The sequence below is a fragment of the Paenibacillus sp. SSG-1 genome (assembly GCF_002224835.1).
GTDB lineage: Bacteria > Bacillota > Bacilli > Paenibacillales > Paenibacillaceae > Paenibacillus_AQ > Paenibacillus_AQ favisporus.
Genome location: NZ_MBRK01000001.1, coordinates 537289 through 554321, shown reverse-complemented (window position 1 = coordinate 554321; position 17033 = coordinate 537289). Strand labels below are relative to the sequence as shown.

The 17033-nt window shown below is 55.0% G+C and carries 16 protein-coding genes; 4 read left to right on the top strand and 12 right to left on the bottom strand.

The genetic code is table 11. From position 1 onward, the window contains the following. Nucleotides 1-61 precede the first annotated feature (61 nt). Complete coding sequence (locus tag BCV73_RS02740; protein ID WP_089545865.1) at nt 62-922, top strand: SDR family oxidoreductase; 861 nt, start codon at nt 62-64, stop codon at nt 920-922. 270 nt (nt 923-1192) lie between these two features. On the opposite strand, the gene BCV73_RS02735 is transcribed toward BCV73_RS02740, so the two are convergent. Continuing rightward, entirely contained in the window at nt 1193-2329 is a 1137-nt protein-coding gene (locus tag BCV73_RS02735; protein WP_089545864.1) for an NADH-dependent flavin oxidoreductase, read from the bottom strand. A 191-nt stretch (nt 2330-2520) separates the two neighbouring features. Here BCV73_RS02735 and BCV73_RS02730 point away from each other — a divergent pair, with 191 nt between their 5' ends. Next, complete coding sequence (locus BCV73_RS02730; RefSeq protein WP_089545863.1) at nt 2521-2994, top strand: MerR family transcriptional regulator; 474 nt, start codon at nt 2521-2523, stop codon at nt 2992-2994. A gap of 135 nt (nt 2995-3129) precedes the next feature. Here the strand turns inward: BCV73_RS02730 and BCV73_RS02725 are convergent, their stop codons facing one another. Next, the gene (locus tag BCV73_RS02725; protein WP_089545862.1) at nt 3130-4251 is read right to left on the bottom strand and encodes a Gfo/Idh/MocA family protein; all 1122 of its coding nucleotides are present in this window, start codon (nt 4249-4251) and stop codon (nt 3130-3132) included. Nucleotides 4252-4370: 119 nt separating this feature from the next. Here BCV73_RS02725 and BCV73_RS02720 point away from each other — a divergent pair, with 119 nt between their 5' ends. Continuing rightward, a complete protein-coding gene (locus BCV73_RS02720) occupies nt 4371-5216 on the top strand; it encodes a LysR family transcriptional regulator (RefSeq protein WP_076170800.1) in 846 nt (281 codons plus the stop codon). 149 nt (nt 5217-5365) lie between these two features. Here BCV73_RS02720 and BCV73_RS02715 read toward each other — a convergent pair whose 3' ends face one another. Both BCV73_RS02715 and BCV73_RS02710 read right to left on the bottom strand, forming a co-directional pair. Continuing rightward, nucleotides 5366-6436: a bifunctional 3-deoxy-7-phosphoheptulonate synthase/chorismate mutase gene (locus BCV73_RS02715; protein ID WP_089545861.1), complete on the bottom strand. Its 1071-nt coding sequence runs from the start codon at nt 6434-6436 to the stop codon at nt 5366-5368. 582 nt (nt 6437-7018) lie between these two features. After that, a complete protein-coding gene (locus BCV73_RS02710; protein WP_089545860.1) occupies nt 7019-7891 on the bottom strand; it encodes a LysR family transcriptional regulator in 873 nt (290 codons plus the stop codon). 144 nt (nt 7892-8035) lie between these two features. On the opposite strand from BCV73_RS02710, the gene BCV73_RS02705 reads away from it, so the two are divergent. After that, on the top strand, nt 8036-8953 hold the full coding sequence (locus BCV73_RS02705; RefSeq protein ID WP_089545859.1) for an NADP-dependent oxidoreductase: 918 nt from the start codon (nt 8036-8038) through the stop codon (nt 8951-8953). Nucleotides 8954-9083: 130 nt separating this feature from the next. On the opposite strand, the gene BCV73_RS02700 is transcribed toward BCV73_RS02705, so the two are convergent. The 8 genes from BCV73_RS02700 to BCV73_RS02665 all read right to left on the bottom strand — a co-directional run bounded on the left by BCV73_RS02700 (nt 9084) and on the right by BCV73_RS02665 (nt 17031). Next, nucleotides 9084-10289 carry an acyltransferase gene (locus tag BCV73_RS02700; protein ID WP_089545858.1) on the bottom strand — a complete coding sequence of 402 codons (1206 nt, stop codon included), beginning with the start codon at nt 10287-10289 and terminating at the stop codon, nt 9084-9086. A 340-nt stretch (nt 10290-10629) separates the two neighbouring features. Beyond that, the gene (locus tag BCV73_RS02695) at nt 10630-12120 is read right to left on the bottom strand and encodes a sodium:solute symporter family protein (protein ID WP_089545857.1); all 1491 of its coding nucleotides are present in this window, start codon (nt 12118-12120) and stop codon (nt 10630-10632) included. Then, complete coding sequence (locus BCV73_RS02690; RefSeq protein WP_089545856.1) at nt 12120-12350, bottom strand: DUF3311 domain-containing protein; 231 nt, start codon at nt 12348-12350, stop codon at nt 12120-12122. The genes BCV73_RS02695 and BCV73_RS02690 overlap by 1 nt, the downstream gene beginning before the upstream one ends. 146 nt (nt 12351-12496) lie before the next feature. Next, nucleotides 12497-12958, bottom strand: coding sequence for a RidA family protein (locus BCV73_RS02685; protein ID WP_076170412.1), 462 nt, complete (start codon nt 12956-12958; stop codon nt 12497-12499). Next, nucleotides 12958-14169 carry a M20 family metallopeptidase gene (locus tag BCV73_RS02680; RefSeq protein WP_089545855.1) on the bottom strand — a complete coding sequence of 404 codons (1212 nt, stop codon included), beginning with the start codon at nt 14167-14169 and terminating at the stop codon, nt 12958-12960. Before BCV73_RS02680 ends, BCV73_RS02685 begins: the two co-directional genes overlap by 1 nt. Nucleotides 14170-14195: 26 nt before the next feature. After that, nucleotides 14196-15287 carry an alanine racemase gene (locus BCV73_RS02675; protein WP_089545854.1) on the bottom strand — a complete coding sequence of 364 codons (1092 nt, stop codon included), beginning with the start codon at nt 15285-15287 and terminating at the stop codon, nt 14196-14198. Between the two features lie 331 nt (nt 15288-15618). Continuing rightward, nucleotides 15619-16287 (bottom strand): helix-turn-helix transcriptional regulator, encoded by a 669-nt coding sequence (locus BCV73_RS02670; protein WP_076170415.1) that lies wholly within the window; start codon nt 16285-16287, stop codon nt 15619-15621. A gap of 270 nt (nt 16288-16557) precedes the next feature. Further along, complete coding sequence (locus tag BCV73_RS02665; RefSeq protein WP_089545853.1) at nt 16558-17031, bottom strand: YbaK/EbsC family protein; 474 nt, start codon at nt 17029-17031, stop codon at nt 16558-16560. Nucleotides 17032-17033 lie beyond the last annotated feature (2 nt).

Below are 17033 nucleotides of genomic sequence, written 5' to 3'. Positions count from 1 at the left end.
TTCGCTTCATAGTTTATGCTTAACACGATCAAACAGTCAACCTATGAAGGAGGATATCATCATGCATGTTTTTGTTACAGGAGCAACAGGGTTTGTCGGTTCTGCGGTCGTCCGGGAACTGATCGGCGCGGGGCATACCGTAACGGGTCTTTGTCGTTCTGAGGAGAAAGCTGCAGGATTAAAGGCGGCGGGAGCTGAAGCGCTGTACGGCACGCTGGACGATCTCGATACGCTAAGCAGCGCCGCCGCGGCAGCGGACGGTGTGATTCATCTGGCGTTCAGTTCACCCACCAACGATTTTTCCAACTTTGAAGGTGCGCTGGCTCTGGATTTGCGGGCTGTCCAAGCCATTGGAGCGGCGCTCGAAGGCTCCGGGAAGCCGTTCATTACCACTGGTCACCCTCATGAAAATGGACATACCGTGGACGATGCAGTGCTCGCCATGGCAGAGCGGGGTATTCGGGCATCCATCGTCACGCTTGCACCGACCGTGCACGGCGAAGGAGATAGGGCATTCGTGCCGAAGCTGATCAACATCGCCCGGGAGAAGGGGTTCTCCGCCTACATCGGCGATGGAACGAACCGCTGGCCGGCGGTTCATCGCCTGGATGCGGCGGTTCTGTACCGTCTGGCGCTGGAATCCGCCCCGACGGGCTCACAGATGGTTGCAGTCGGCGATGTAGGCATTCCGTTCCGCGAGATCGCCGAGGTCATCGGGCAGCAATTGAACGTGCCGACGGTCAGCATTACACCTGAAGAAGCTGCCGCCCATTTCGGCTTTCTTGGCCCCATTGCGGCATTCGACATCGCAGGCGTGTTCAACACTGCGCAGGCGAGTCAAGCAACACGGGAGCTTCTGGACTGGAAACCGGTGCAGCCCGGACTAATCGCCGATCTCGAAGAAGGGCATTATTTTGCATAAGAAAAACGTCTATCGACGTACCTTCCAAGAAGACAGACCGCGTTTAGCGGAAGTTTTTCTTGCGATTATAGAATGGTTCAGCTTCGCTGAGATTTATAAATTCTATAATCTTAAAAAAGGAGGGTGTACCCAAAGTTAAGCTTATGAATTGGCTTCTCGGGGTCCCCTATAATGACTTCGACTTCACCGAAATGTTCTGTGGCTGGATGATTAGCGTCATAGCAGAAAAGCGCGCCTTAGGCGCGCTTTTCGCATAACCATAATCCCGTTTTAGCCGGTTACGCCCTGGCCTGCGATCGGAAACCATCCCGGCGTATGGACGATTTTGTGCCATAACGGATCGGCAATTCCCAGTTTTTCTTGATCGTCTAACGTGATCTCCGTTCGGATTTCGTCTTCCCTGCCTTGCGTTACCTTTTCAACCCAATCCGGGTCGATAATCAGCTCACGTCCCAGTGCTATAAGCGGGACTCCCGATTGCAGCGCTCTTAGCGCCTCATCAGGTGTGCGGATCGATCCTACACCGATGACGGGAACTCTTTGCCCGGCGAGCTCATCAATCATCTCCATTCTGGAGCGATTGTCCTCTACTCCACGTCTAGGCTTAGACCAGAAGTCCATCAAAGAAACATGCAAATAATCCAGGTTTTTATTGGCGAGGGCATCCACCAGTTTTAGTGTATCCGCCATCGTAATGCCAGGCGTCATTTCTTCTTCCGGCGAAAACCGGTATCCTACGAGGAACGGCCGTTTAGCATGTTCAACCACTGCTCTGTTCACTTCATCCACTACAGCAAGCGGAAACGCCATACGCTTGTCTAGATTTCCTCCCCAACGATCATCGCGCCGGTTGGTGTATGGCGAAAAAAATTGTTGGATCAAAAACCGGTTGGCCCCGTGAATCTCTCCCCCGTCGAAACCCGCCTCGATTGCCCTCCGGGTGCTGGCGCCAAATGCCCGGATGATCTCTAAAATTTCCTGTTCTTCAAGCGCCCGGGGGATCACGCTCTGCCCTTCTTTTGCAATCGCGCTTGCGCTTACGATCTCACCGTTTGATACCGCCTCCGGAAGAGCTTCGCGTCCCCCATGAAAGATTTGCAAAATGGCTTTGGCCCCGCGTTTCTTCATCGCTGCAGCCAGACGCTGCAAGCTTGGGATCCGATCGTCATGGTCCGCCGCGATCTCCCCTCCGAATACCTTTCCGTTCGATGTGACGATCGCGCTTCCCGTGACCGCCATTCCAACACCGTTCGAACGGCTTTCATAATACGCGATGACATCATCCGATATCGTACCGTCTTGCCGGGAATAAGAAATCGTCATGGGCGCAAGAACGACTCTGTTCTTGACTTCGACGCCATTTTTGAAACGATAAGGTTCCATTATAGGCTGATATTTAGGGTTCATATGCGTCTCCTCCTTCATATGTCAGGGATATGTCTCCCTGATAGAGCACATTGTAAAAGTTGGAGTCGAATCGAAGTCAAGGCCCCTTATGAAGAGCCGTTGTATGAATAAAAAGTAAGCAGACCCCGTTTGACTTGGAGCCGGCTCCAAGATATATAATGCAATTAAGTTTCCATTACAGGAGGTGCAGGATGATGACCGAGCAAACGTTCACGATCAAGCAAACCGCGGAGCTGACTGGACTTTCCGAGGACACGATCCGTTATTATGAAAAAATCAAGCTGCTCCCTCCGCCGGACAGAAAGGACAACGGGCATCGCGTCTACCGCCGGAAGGATATTCATATGATCAAATTAATATCCTGCCTGAAAAAAACAGGAATTTCCCTGGAGGCCATGAGGCCGTTCCTGAAGGCATCCGGCAACCCTGATCCCGCCGAATATATTGAGCTGACCCAGACTTTAAAAAGCCACCGTGAACAGATCGTCGAGCAAATCTCCTCACTTCAGCAGCTCGTTGATTTCATTGACGTTAGACTGGAAGATGGGTACCCGAGCGGGGAATATTCGGCTCAAAACCCGGAGGACGGTGCAAAGCCCATTTCCGTTGAGGAGATGAGCTATTTTCCACAGCTGCGAAAACGGGCAAACCGCCGAATCCGATGAAACAAGCAGCGCTGCTTCATGAAGTGCCGCAAACACGCTTGATTCAAAAAACGGCAGCAGCCCAGGACCTTCTTCTGTCCTAGCTGCCGCCGTTTTTTCGGTCTAAGTCCTACCACACCGCCATGTTTGTTCCGATTAGCTTACGCTTAGCCGTTTGCCGGTTAAGGCAGACTGCCGGATCGTTTCCAGCAGCCGGTGCAGGCGGGCGGCTTCGTAAAAATCAGGGGCCTGAGACGTCCCTAGACGAATATCTTCTGCCATGACCTGATGTGCCTTCATCACATGATTCACGATGACTGAAGATTCTTCGGTCTCGTCGTACACCTTTTGAAACGCCTCCTGATCTCCGTAACCCTCAATATGTCCTGACGGATACAGCGCCTGCTCGACCACCAGTCCACCAAACTGGACATGACCTTGGGACTGAGGCTGGGAAATGCGGATGACCCCTTTCTCCCCTTGAATCTCCAATTCAAATTTCGGATAGGTTCCGCCTTGAATATGGATTGATACCGACGCGCCGTTCTCGAGCGTGCCATGAACCATAATCTGGTCGGCTGTATCTTTGGGTACCGTCTCCCCGGTTCCCAATACTTTGGCCTCCGAATAATTGCTGTTCATCGTTGCGTAGACTTCTTTCAGATCCCCCAGCACAAATCCAAACGCGTCGAGCGAGTGTCCCCCGTTAATCGCCAGCAGGGTCGCTCCATACTTCTCCTGAAGCAGATAAATGTTGTTCCGTTCCGTGTACCCTCCCTTACCCGGCGTAGACACCGACATGCTGGCGGATAACACCCGGCCGATGTCTCCGCGAGTGATGCGGTTTTTCGCATCCAGCAGCGCAGGCGACTGTCTGGCCTGGAGGCCAACGGCATGATGAATCCCCTGTTCCGAAGCAAGCTCCGCCAATTCCTCCGCCTCTTCTGGCGTGACGGTAAGCGGCCACTCGCTGTACACGTGTTTCCCCGCGGCGATGGCTTCCTTGATCATTTCGTAATGATGGGGAACCTTCACACTGACGACTACTAAATCCACATTCCCGGACTGCACCAGTTCACGATAGTCGTCGAAAGCATGGGCGACGCCCAGTGCATCCGCGCTTTCCCGGGCGGATGCCATATTCGAGGTGGCAATGGCTGTAATTTCATGACTTGCGCTCCGGGTAAGAGCCGGAATGTGAGTTTTGCTGGCCCACTGATTGTTTAACGAGCCTCCGATGATCCCGGTGCGTATTTTTTCAGAACCCTTTATCTCCATTTCTCTTCTCCTCCTGGCTTTATGAATCTTTACGGTTCCAGTATACTGGGATTGGGATATCATGAATAATGCATGTTATCAATAGAGTCATCATCATTTTTGATACCTTGGAGGCCGATATGGATATCGATAATATGAAAGCCTTTGTCAGCGTTGCCGAGCTTAAAAGCCTGTCGGCCGCAGCCGTCAAGCTGAACCATCTCCAGTCCAACATGACGGCCAAGATTAAAAAAATCGAAGCCCATTACGGACAGCAGCTTTTCATCCGGAGTGCCAAAGGCATGGAGCTGACGTCGGAGGGGCGGAAGCTCTACCGCCAATATAAAAAAATGCTTGTTTTATGGGAAGAAACCGAGCTGGATATGAGCTATAGGGAGATAAAGCTGCGGATCGGCACCATGCAGTCCGTCTTTGGCAAAGAGCTCACGGATGCACTGACCCGTTTATATGAAAATCACGCCGATCTGTCCGTCACGCTAAAGACCGGGACGACGCAGTCGATGGAGCACGAATTGCTCCAAGGAAACATCGATTTGGCCTTTACGATCGGCAGGACCGATTCGCCGCAGCTGAGTTACAAAAAACTGGGTACGGAGGAGATGGTGCTCATCGGCAAAAAGTTCGCCGGCGGACAAAGCCTGGAATGCGCCCTCCACGGGGAGAACTGGATCATTTTGACCCGGGACTGCCTGTACGCTGCGATTCTGGAGCGGCTTTACGCCGAGCTTGGCCTGGAAAAAGGAGAGAGCACCGAAGTGGGGATTCTGGACACCCTCCTTCAGCTGACCTCCCTTGGGATGGGCATCTCCTTGATTTCCAAAAACATCGTGATGCAGCACGGATTTTCGGCGTTTGCCCAGCTGCCCGAGCCGTTCCGCTATGTGGACAAATATTTGGTGACCCGAGCGGGATATGAGATGTCCCCGTTGGAAAAAAGCTTTGTGGAAACGAGCCATTTTTTATAAAGAAAGGCCTAATCGGTCTAAACTCATCGCAGACAGACTGCATTATCTAAAAAACCGGATCCCCTCTCATGCAGCTCTAGAGGAGACCCGGCTTTTGTTGTGCTTGCTAACGTCATTTATTCAGGCAAAGTAATAATGGAATCCGGTGCTTACAGCAGTCCCGAACCTTTAACCTGGTTGTAGAATTCCTGGAACTGCGGAATGTTGAACTGCTGGGCCGCGTCGGACAACGCCGTAGCCGGATCCGGATGAACCTCGACCATCACGCCGTCGGCGCCGGCGGCCAGAGCCGCTTTAGCACAAGGAGCCATGATGTCTTTGCGGCCGGTGGAATGGGTCACGTCGACCAGTACCGGCAGATGCGTTTCCTGCTTCAGAATCGGTACGGCCGAAATGTCGAGCGTGTTGCGGGTCGCTTTTTCGTACGTGCGGATGCCCCGCTCAATCAGCATGATCTGCGTGTTGCCCCGGGATAAAATGTACTCGGCCGCGTGCACGAATTCGTCGATGGTCGCTGCCAGCCCGCGCTTGAGCAGTATCGGTGTCCGGACGTCGCCAGCCGCCTTCAGCAGCTCGAAGTTCTGCATGTTTCTCGCCCCGATCTGGATGACGTCGATGTAATCGCACGCCAGCTCGATATGAGCCGGATCCACGATTTCGCTGATCGTCTTCAGCCCGAATTCGCTCGCCACTTCCTTCAGAATTTTCAGGCCTTCGATGCCAAGCCCCTGGAAATCATAAGGCGAAGTTCTCGGCTTGAAGGCGCCGCCGCGCATCACCGTGATGCCCGCTTCCTTCAAAGCGGCCGCCACGGTGCGGACCTGCTCATAGCTCTCAACCGAGCATGGCCCCGCGATCATGACCGGCTTGCCGCCGCCGATCGTCACATCGCCCAGCTGAATGACGGTATCCTCCGCCTTTTTTTTGCGGCTGACGAGCAGGTGCTTCTTATGATCGACCTGCTGCAGTGTCAGCGTCGCTTGAAAAACTTGCTTGAACAGATGCCGAACCGTCTCATGGTCGAACGGTCCTTCGTTGCTGGCCACGAGCTTCTCTAGCATTTCCTTTTCACGGACCGGATCAAACTTCGGCACGCCCTGTTTTTCCTTCTCTACACCAAGCTCCTGTGCGATCCGTGCCCGTTCGGACAGCAGCGACAGCAGCTGAAGATTCACCTCATCCAATTGATTGCGCAGTTCTTCCAAGCGCCCTTGACTCATCTCTCATCTCTCCTCACCTAGTGTTAAAAAAATATAAAATCAAACAAAAAAGACCCCTGTCCGCCAAGGGACGAGGAGTCGTGGTACCACCCTTATTAGACATGCACACGTGTTGGCTGCACATCTCACTTGAACCTTTTAACGCAAGGGAAACGGGTATTCCTACGTCCTGCATTCCTCATGCAGGGAATCAAAATACCGGCTCAGGAATGAACTTCGGCGGGCAGTGTCCCTCGGATGCTTCCAGTCTATCGGCATACCGTCCCTGGCAGGAGCTTTCTCCGCTTACTCTTTCCTTCACAGCTTGTGTCCTATGAATTAGCTCGAACTAAAATTTAAAAGCATTGTATTACATTCGGTGGAAGGGATGCAAGATCACAAGGTAACGCGCTAATGCAGTGAATTATTAGACTCACTCGAATCCATAAGTCCCCTTCCTTCGTATTTCCTTGTCCAAATCAAAGGAGAGGCAGCCGAATATCGGCGGTGCCTCCCCTGTCTTTACAGCCATAATAAAAGTCCAGGCTCGAGTTCAGCCGCACCGCAGCGGATGCCACCGGGTCATTTCTCGTCTGACGTGAATCACTCCGCAAAATATGCGGCCACGTGGTCCCTAAATTCGCACGCGGCGGCCGACAAATAGCGCTGCTCGCTCCATACGAGGTAATATTGGCGCCGGCACGCTTGATCGGACACGGGCACTAGAGTGACACCGGGTATTTCTTTATCTCCTTTTTTGCAGCCGGACAGCGCTACCCCGACGCCCGCGCGTACGAGGCTTAGGATCGCCGGCGGTTCGTCGACCCGGCAAATGTACCGGGGAGCCGCTCCGGCCTGCTCAAAGAAGCTGTCATTGATTTGCTGGAAGACAAAGTCCTCCCGATATCCGATAAAGGGCTCCGCCGCCGCTTCTTTCAAAGTAACCTGACGGCGGCCGGCAAGCGGATGCGCCGAGGGCACGGCCAAGTACAATTCCTCGCTCAGCACCGCCTTATAGGCATATCCCGCTTGATCCAGCGGCAGCGGCGTAAAGCCGAGATCGGCCTCACCCGAGGTAAGAAATTCGCTCATCTGCTCAATGGGAGCCTGGGAAATTTGAAAGTTCACTTCCGGATGAGCCGATATAAATTCGGTGATCGGCCCCGTCATCCGCTCCAGCGTCGCCGTGACCAGACGGATGCTGCCGCGCTCCAGCCCGGCAAGATCTGCCACCTCCCGCTTTCCTTCCTCCAGCAGGCGGAGCGCTTCCTCAGCTTTTGTCAGAAACGCCTTCCCATAGGAATTCAGCCGAATTCTACCCGCTTGCCTATCGAAAAGCGGAACGCCAATATCCTCCTCCAGCCGGGAAATCGTCTTGCTGAGCGCCGGCTGGGCGATCCGCAGCTCCTGCGACGCCTTCGTCATATGTTCCAGCCTGGCGACCGTCCTGAAATATTGAAGCTGCAGCAGCTCCATAGCTTTCCCTCCTTTTCCTATATACTTGAATATATAGAGTCATAATTAAATATATATTTCCGTTTATCGCAGCCTGATTATAAAATAACGTGAAAAGGAAATCAATGGGATCTACAATTCTGAATACGTCAAGGAGTGAGTCCAATGAAAGCCATAACGTTTAACCGCCTGGGGTCGCCCGATGTACTGCAGCTGACCGAGCTGCCCGTTCCGTCCGCCGGGCCGGGAACCGTCCTGGTACGCGTTCAAACGGCCGGCGTCATGCCAATCGACGCCAAGGTCCGCAGCGGAAGCGTTCCATACGCGCAGTCCCACCCGTTTCCGATCATCCCGGGCAATGAATTTGCCGGGATCATCGACGAGGTGGGGGACGGCGTCAGCGAATTCGCGCGCGGGGACGAAGTGATCGGCTTTACGATGTTTGGCGGATATGCCGAATATGTCGTCGTCAGCAGCGACCAATTGATCCGCAAACCGGCGGGCATGCCTTGGGAGACCGCCGGAGGTTTTACCGGCAACGGACAGGGCGCCCATATGGGACTGGAAGCGATCCGGATTCAGCCCGGGGATACCGTGCTGATCCATGGGGCGGCCGGCGGGCTGGGCACCTTTGCCGTGCAGCTCGCGCTGGCCTGGGGCGCCGGCAGGGTGATCGGCACGGCCAGCGAGGCCAATCACGATCATCTCCAGCGTTTGGGCGCCATCCCGCTCGGCTACGGGGATGGGCTTGCCGCCCGCGTACGCGCCATCGCTCCCGCTGGAGTGGACGCCGCCTTGCATGCCGGCGGCGGGGATGACATCGCCCTGCAGGCATCCGTGGACCTGGTCCAGGACCTCAGCCGAATTGTAGCGATGGTCCCCAGTGTTCGGGCCCAAACACTCGGCATACGGCAGCTGACCGGCACGCGCAGCAAAGAACGCCTTGCCGAGCTTGTCCGCATCTACAACGAAGGGAAAGTCGACATCCATATCCGCAAAGTGCTGCCGCTGGATCAGGCCCGGGAAGCCCACCGGGAGATCGAATCCGGCCATGGCCGCGGAAAGATCGTTCTCTCGGTCTAACTTACCTTCGAAATCAAAAAGGGTGCCATCAATCATTGGATTGATGGCACCCTTTTTAGCTGCGGGATGATTGGAATCATAAATGGTTTGTTTCAATGGACTTTCATCAAGGCATCAGGACATCAAGGCATCAAGACACCGTCGGAGACTCCTTGCGGAAGCCAGTCTCGTCCGGCTTGCCCTGCTTCACGTCACGGCGCTTTGCGCCAATGATCCAGCGCGATCCCGGCAGATGCGACAGCGTGTAGCTGATGCCGAGCGAAGCGAGCACAGTCAGGCCGAAGGTCAGGAGCGTAAAAGACACATGGCTGCCGGCCAGATCCATCGGACGCGTAAAAAAGGCAATCACGTAAATGATCAGGGCGTGCACAAGATAGCCGCCGAATGAATATCGGCCGATCCAGGTCAGCAGCCGCAGGAAAGCCTGGCTCCGCCCCTGCATCATGATGAGCAGCCCGTACAGCAGGAGCATCTGCGCGACGATGATGACAAAGGTCGATGGCCGCAGGTACGTGGATATATTTAAATTCACGACCTCGCCCGACCCCTGCAGCACGTCATAGCCCAGCTTGATGTACATCGCCAGGAACAGGAGTCCGGTCCAAGGCAGCAGCCGGGTGCACCACTTCCGCCAGTTGGAGACAGATGCCGCGCATACAGCACCGGCCACAAAATAAAAACCGTACATCACAAACGAATAGCTGCGGTACTGCAGCAAAACGGACCAGGGTCCGCCAAGCCCTTCGGCCCAGCTCCCCATCCGGTAATAGGAGAGATACAGCAGAGCAGCGTAGATCATACAAGAACCGCCCAGGATCGCGGACAGCACCCCTGCCCGCTTCTTCGCCTCCATAGGACCGATCACGCGCCGCGCCGCCCGGAACGCCCAGGCAAACAGCGGAAACAGCAGGTAGAATTGAAAGATCATCAGGATAAACCACAGCTGGTATCCCGTCTGAGGAACGAACATCTCTTTCAGCAGCGCTCCCCAGTCCTGTCCTCCTTTTTGCCAGAAGGATGGGGTAAATACGTGGACATACAGCCAATAAATCACCGTCCAGCACAGGAAAGGGACATACACATCCCCGAACCGTTTGCGGATAAACGGACCGTACCGAAACCGTTCACCATAGTTGTAGAACAGCAGCACGGCGGACAAAAATACAAAGGTCGGCGTTCCGAAACGGGTCAGGTGGTAGATCATCGTCAGCATGGTGGAATCCGCGGCCACAATGTCGGGCCTGTAGATGTACTCGGCAATGGAATGCTGCATCACGATCGCCAGAAAGGCGAGGCCACGCAGCTGCGTCCATTCTTCGATTCGCGGTTTGCCCATGAGCATGAGGTCCTCCTTCTTCTTGGTCAGGGCCAGTATACCCGGTCAATATTAAATGAACCTTAAAGCAGGCGGAATTAACAGATTTTAATTCATCCAAAAGGTCATTCTTTTTGCCCCGTACAGGTTCATGATTCTCCAGGTTCTAATAACCTCCCAATACATACAAAAAAACCGGGAAGTCCATCTTCTGGACGTTCCCGGCACGAAGCGCCGTGTATAACGAAAAATGCCTGTCAAATGGCAGTTCATCCACTAAGGGGCTCCTTGATCTAAAGGCTCACCCCACGGCCATAACGATATCTTTCTAACTTTTCCCGCTGCTTGCTCGCAGCACCGATCATGCACCTTTGACGGCTGCACGCTCGGCAGCGGCGCTGCCGCGGCTGGCGGACAAGGATCGGGTCGCTGCGCTAACGATCAGGGAAACCACGATGTTGGCGAGCAGCGCCACGATCCCCACGTTCAAATCCTGGAACCAGCTCGGGGCCGCAGGGAAAAAGGTGCCCATGGTGGCGCCAATCAGGTTGATATAAGCGACGATCAGCACGCCGACCGTCACTCCGGCAAACACGCCGTACTTGTTCAATGGATTCCGTTTCATAAAGCTTGTGACCACCGCCGGCGTCAGCTGCGACACAAAACCGTAACCGCTCAGCATCAGCAGCAGGATCGCCGAGCCGCTGTTGAACGTGAAGATGAGCGCGACCGCGGCCACCACCGGCACCAGCCAGCGCGCCAAACTCATGACCGTGCGGTCGTCCGTCCGCGGACGAAGCGCTTTGACGACGTTGTTGGCGATCAGCGAGGCCGTCGTCATCAGCAGCATTGATCCCGGAACGATCGCCGTCAGCAGCCCGGCAGCGCCAAGGAGACCGACGACCCAGGGGCTGAAAGTCTGCTTCACGATGGCAAAAATGGCGATGTCGTTGTTGCTGACACCATCCACCTGCAGTACCGCCGACGTCCCGATAAACAGGACGAACAGCGTAAACAGCATGTACAGCGGGAGCATGAGCGTATTTTTGCGGATGGAGCGCGCATTTTTGCCGGAATAGGTGGCGATGAAGCCGTGCGGCCACATGTAATATCCGAAGGACAGCAGAATCAGGCTGGATACGTACCAGGACGTGCTGTACCCCTTGTCCTCCAGGCCGAGAAAACCGGGCTTGGCGTCCTCCACCGCCCGGAACATATCCCCAATGCCGCCATAATAGTGAATCGGCAGGTACAAACCGAGAAACACGACGACCACCACGATGAGGATATCCTTGATGACGGCGGTCCACGCCGAGCCGTGAATGCCCGAAATCATCACATAGACCGTGACGGCGATCACACCGATCCAGATGGCGGCTGTCGGGGAGATGGCGCCGTACGACGCCTCGGAAATGATCAGCCCCAGCCCCTTCAGCTGGATGATCAGATAAGGAATCATGGAAATGAAGCCGACGACCGCCACGAAAATGCCCAGAGCCGGACTGTTGTATTTTTTGATAAAGAAGTCGGATTGGGAGATCAGATTATGCTCCTTCCCATACTTCCAAATCTTCGGCAGCAGCCAGTATCCGATGATGAAATTGAGCATCGTGATGTTATAGAACGCAGCCCCGCCGCGCCCGAAAGCCCAGCCGCTGATGCCCATCAGGGCGTTGACCGTATACAGCTCGCCCGCCATCAGAAGAAAAATAAAAGCCGTCCCGAATCCGCGCCCACCGACGGACCATTCTTCGAGACTCATTTTTTTACCTTTCGACGCCCGGATGCCGAGATACAGCGCCAGAACTAGAAAAATGCCGATAATCGAGATGGAAATAGCCTGATGTGACATTATTCCGTCGCCTCCTTCTCTTCTTCCAGGTTGTCCGGATTGAGCCTATGAACCAGCAGCATGATGCCAACCCCAAGGAGGATCCACAGCACCATCCAGAACAACAATAAAGGCATGCCGAGCACGAACACATGGCGTTCCTCGTAAATCCGATTCATCCAGATGACGCCGAGCGGCATCCCCAGGTATGCAATAAGAGACAGCAGATATAATGGAACCCTGCTCTTCATCCTTCGATCCTCCGGTTCGTTGATTTTCAAGCTTCGGTCTGTTACATTAATAATCTGATCATTTTCTGGAGTGGTGGTTCATTGGGTTGAACCCCCTCCTTTTTTTATATGAAAAATAGCTCTTCCGGCAGTCTGCTCTACCGCCGTTATTCGATCTCGACGATGATCTCCACCTCGACCGGCGTATCAAACGGCAGCTCGTTTGTCCCGATCGCGGAGCGCGCATGTTTACCCTTCTCCCCGAACACTTCGATCAGCAGATCCGACGCCCCGTTCAGCACGTAAGGCTGATCTTTAAATCCCGGAGCGCTTTGTATGAAGCCGAGCATCTTCACTACTTTCTTCACCCGGTCCAAGCTGCCCAGATGGGCCTGCAGCGACGATAAAATGTTCACGATGCACCGGCGCGCCGCCTCTTGCCCCTGTTCGATCGTCAGCTCTTCTCCAAGCTTGCCTTTTAGAATCAGCTCCCCGTTCTTGCGGCAATCATGGCCCGAAGTGTACAGCAGATTTCCTACCTGGTTTACGGGAACGTACGAGAATTTCGGCTCGCCAACCGGCTCCAGCTCGATGTTCAGTTCTTTCAATCTCTCTTGAATGCTCATCATCATTCCTCCTGTAATGGTTGTTGTTGAAGCAGCCGCATGGCGAGCTGCATGTATACCTTGGCTGCGTCCGTGATCTGACGGACAGGAACCCGCTCATCCTTAACATGGGCTTGGTCCAGCGATCCTGGTCCGAATATAACCGTCGGTATGCCCAAGTCAACGGACAGAAACGGCGCCTCGCAGGTCGCTTCGAAAATGCCGATGGCGGACGGGTTCCCGAGAACATGACCCGTGACCTCCACCAGCGCCTGCACAAGCTGATGGTCCTGCGGAATGGTCGACGCCGGTATAAACAAGTAGTCGTCCACTTCGTAGGCGACTTCACCAGTTCCGGCACTTAAGCCTTCGCCTGAGCTTGTGCCTGCAGCTGCATTTAGCGCCTCCTTCAGCTGCTCCAGCACCTGCGCCGCCGTCTCGCCGGGGATAACCCGGCGGTCGACCTCGATCTCGCAGTGCTGCGGCACGATGTTCGGCGCCGTCCCGCCCTTGATCTGCGTGACGTTCAGCGTCGCGTACCCGAGGAGCGGATCGGCGCTCTCTTTGAGGCGGCTTCGAAGCGGCTCCAGCGCCGAGATGAGCGCCGCCATCTTCGGAATGGCGTTGTCGGGCTCCAGCACCTTCGCTGCATGTCCGGCGACGCCCGCCGTGCGGATCCGGTAGCGGCCGACGCCTTTATGGGCGGTGCAGATGCCGAGCCCGGTCGGCTCGCCGATAACGGCGAAATCGGCGTGCACGCCGCTGCGCATAAAGTGGCGCATGCCGACATTCTCCCGCTCTTCGTCCACGTTGAAGAGCAGGATCAGCTCCCCGGCGAACGGGCAGCCGCGCCGGTGCAGCAGGATGGCCGCGTACAGCATGGCCGCGACGCCCGATTTCATATCGGCCGCACCCCGGCCGATCAGCTCACCGCCTCGGACGACGGCGGCAAACGGGTCCTCGCTCCAGCCTTCCCCGGCCGGGACAACGTCGAGATGGCCGTTGTACAGGAGCGCCGGCCCTTCGGCCGTGCCCTTCAACCGGGCGACCACATTCGGCCGCTGCGGCGCGGCCCACTGCAGCTCGGCTTCGATCCCCTCGTCCCAGAGGAGCTGCAAGACGTACCGGGCGGCCTCCTCTTCGCGCCCCGGCGGATTTTCACTCGGGATGCGGATCAGTCCGCAGACGATATCCAGCAGCTCCTGCTCGTGAAATGAATCAAGGTCCTTCCCCATGAATCCCAGCCTCCTCCCTGTAGCGCTTAGCTGTTCTTGCCCCTTGCGTCGATCCGGATCTTCTCGACCGGCACTCCTCCGCGGAAGCCGACGATGTCATCGCACAGATTCGGAAGGACGCAGGCATGGTTCGGGATAATCGTCAGGTGCTGGCCGATGTGAAGCGATACAGAAGCCGGATCATAGCTGAGGAACCCATGCTCTTCATTCAGCTTGAAAATTTCGATGTCGGGATGCTCCACGATGTAGCCGAAACCTTTAGAGAACGGCATCGTATCCGTGGTGAGCGTTTTGGATCCCGCGTCGATGATCGCCCGGCCCGGAGCCGGTATGCTGACGACCGTCGTGATCACCCGCAGCGCGCAATCGTCCACCGTGATCATGCCCATCGACAATTGGCCCACGTCGTGGAATATGTAATTTCCGGCGCGGATCTCGGTTACCCCCTCCAGTTCCCCTGCGAACTTGGACGACAGCGACGAACCGCCGCTGACGACCGGAACGTCGATCCCCGCTTCCCTCAGCAGATCGGCGGTATTCTTCAGGGTAGCCGCCTCTTGGCGCGCCGTGCTGCGGATCTCTTCCCGGCTCTCTTCGCCGTAAATCTGCCCCGCGTAGGACAGCAGCCCAGTGATTTCGATCCCCGGCAGGCTTTGGATCCGCTGCGCAAATTGCAGCGTGTCCTCCCCCGGCTGCCGGCCGCAGCGCCCGATGCCTCCGTCAACCTCGATGTAGAGCGGTATGCGGCGGCCGAGACGCTCACCCACCTCCGACACGGCCGTGGCGCCTTCCACGCTGTCGGCGACTGTCGTTACTTTCACCTTTTGCGCCAGCTGATACAGCCGTTCCTTCTTGTCTTCGCCAATGATGGGAAAAGCGATCAAAATATCGTCGATCCCCGCTTCAGCCATCACTTCCGCTTCCCCCAGCTTGGCGCAGGTGATGCCGGTGCTTCCGGCCTCCAGCTGCTTGCGGGCAAAATAAACCGACTTGTGGGATTTGATGTGGGGACGGTGCCGGATTCCGGCCTTTCTCGCTTCCTCCGCCATGCTGCGGATGTTGCGTTCGGCAATGTCCAAATCGACGATGACGGCAGGCGTTGATACGGTTTGAACCATCTTGCTCCCTCCTTAAATGACACAGATCTGGGTCATGGGTATGCCCTTGTGATAGGCTCGCTGAGACAATCAAACTCCATAACTACAAAAAAATAATTAGGTCAAAAAAATATTTTTTTGATTGTTCACATTATGAATCCCTTCGCTGCGCATTGTCAATATAATTTCTATGATTCAGCACAAGTTTGAATACGCTTTCAACTCATGACAAAGAAAAGCCCGAAATAAAGGCCTACTCTTATTCAGCATCCGTTCCCCACTTATATTCATGCAATTGCGCGGACTCCTTCTGCCCTTGTCTGCCGCATTGCTATTCAAAATTCATCCAGCCCTATACCCTGTTTTTCGGCATGCCTTTGTCCTGGTTTGCCCGAATTTCGTCGAGATAGTTATACAGCGTAAACTTGGAAATATCGAGGAACTGGCATACTTTATCTCCCGCCTTTTTCACGAGAAAAGCGCCGCGCATATCCAGAAACTGCACCGCCTTCACCTTGTCATCCTTGCTCATATGCGAGACCGGCTTGCCGATTTCCTTCTGGCATTCCTGCAGCAGGTAATCAAGCAGATCGTTCACGTCGTTGACGAATACCTCTTTCACTTCCTGATCGAGGCTGTGCATCGTCAGCGAGCGGATCGTATTCTCCGCCACGAGCAGATCGGATATATCCAGGTTCATGCAGAGCGCTCCGATCGTCTCACCCTTGCTGTTCTTGAAGTAGGTTGAGGAGGAACGCAATATTTTGCCGTCCTTCGTCTGGGTGATGTAGTTGTAGCGGTCTCCCTCCGTTACGGTTCCGCGCAGCACCTCCAGCCCGAGATTGCTGCCGCAGTCCCCGACCTTCCGCCCGGTAATGTGGCCGTTCTCGATCGCCACGATCGTGCTTTCGTACCCTTGCGTCAAATCGTGAAGCACCACTTCGCATTTCTCCCCAAACTGGGCGGCGATGGCCCGGATAACAGGCAGCAGCACATTCAGCTCTTCCTTGATATGTTCCATAGATCCCACTCTCTTCAATCTGTCATCTAAAAATAATTTTGAACATCAAAAAAACTTTCATATACGTCTAGTTTCTTCAAAATCGTTCCTTTTGTCAAGGCATGACGGCAGATCCGCGGCAGGACTATACGAAAAATGATAAAAACAGAAGAAGCAGCACATCCCTGCTGCCTCTTCTGGATTCGGATCTTAAATGCGGAGCCCGAACTGGTTCCCAACCGCATAAAATACGTTCGTCTCCGGCTGTACTCATAACCTCGGCCCCATACCTTATTGAATGGTCATTACCTGTCCGGCTGTCATTGCAGTTAGCTCCTCCGGGGTGCAAGAAAATACCGCCTTCGGATGACCGGCCGCCGCCCAAATCGTGCCGAATTTCAACAAGTCTTCATCAATAATCGTCGTGATTCTCTCCAGGTGACCAATCGGCGCTACACCACCGATGACAAAGCCGGTGTGTTCCCGCACGAAATCTGCGTCCGCCTTCTTCAGCTTGACGTTAAGCGAGGAGGAAACAAGCTTTTCATTGACACGGTTTACGCCGCTTGCTACAACAAGTACAGGTTCATTGGAACCGCTCAGACGGAAAATAATGGACTTCGCAATTTGTGCCACTTCGCAGCCAATCGCCGCCGCGGCTTCTTCCGCCGTGCGAGTGCTGTCCGGCAGTTCCACCACCCGATGGTCGTAGCCCATGTCACGGAGACGGCTCTGCACCCGCTCGGCACTCTCTTTTAATGCCATGA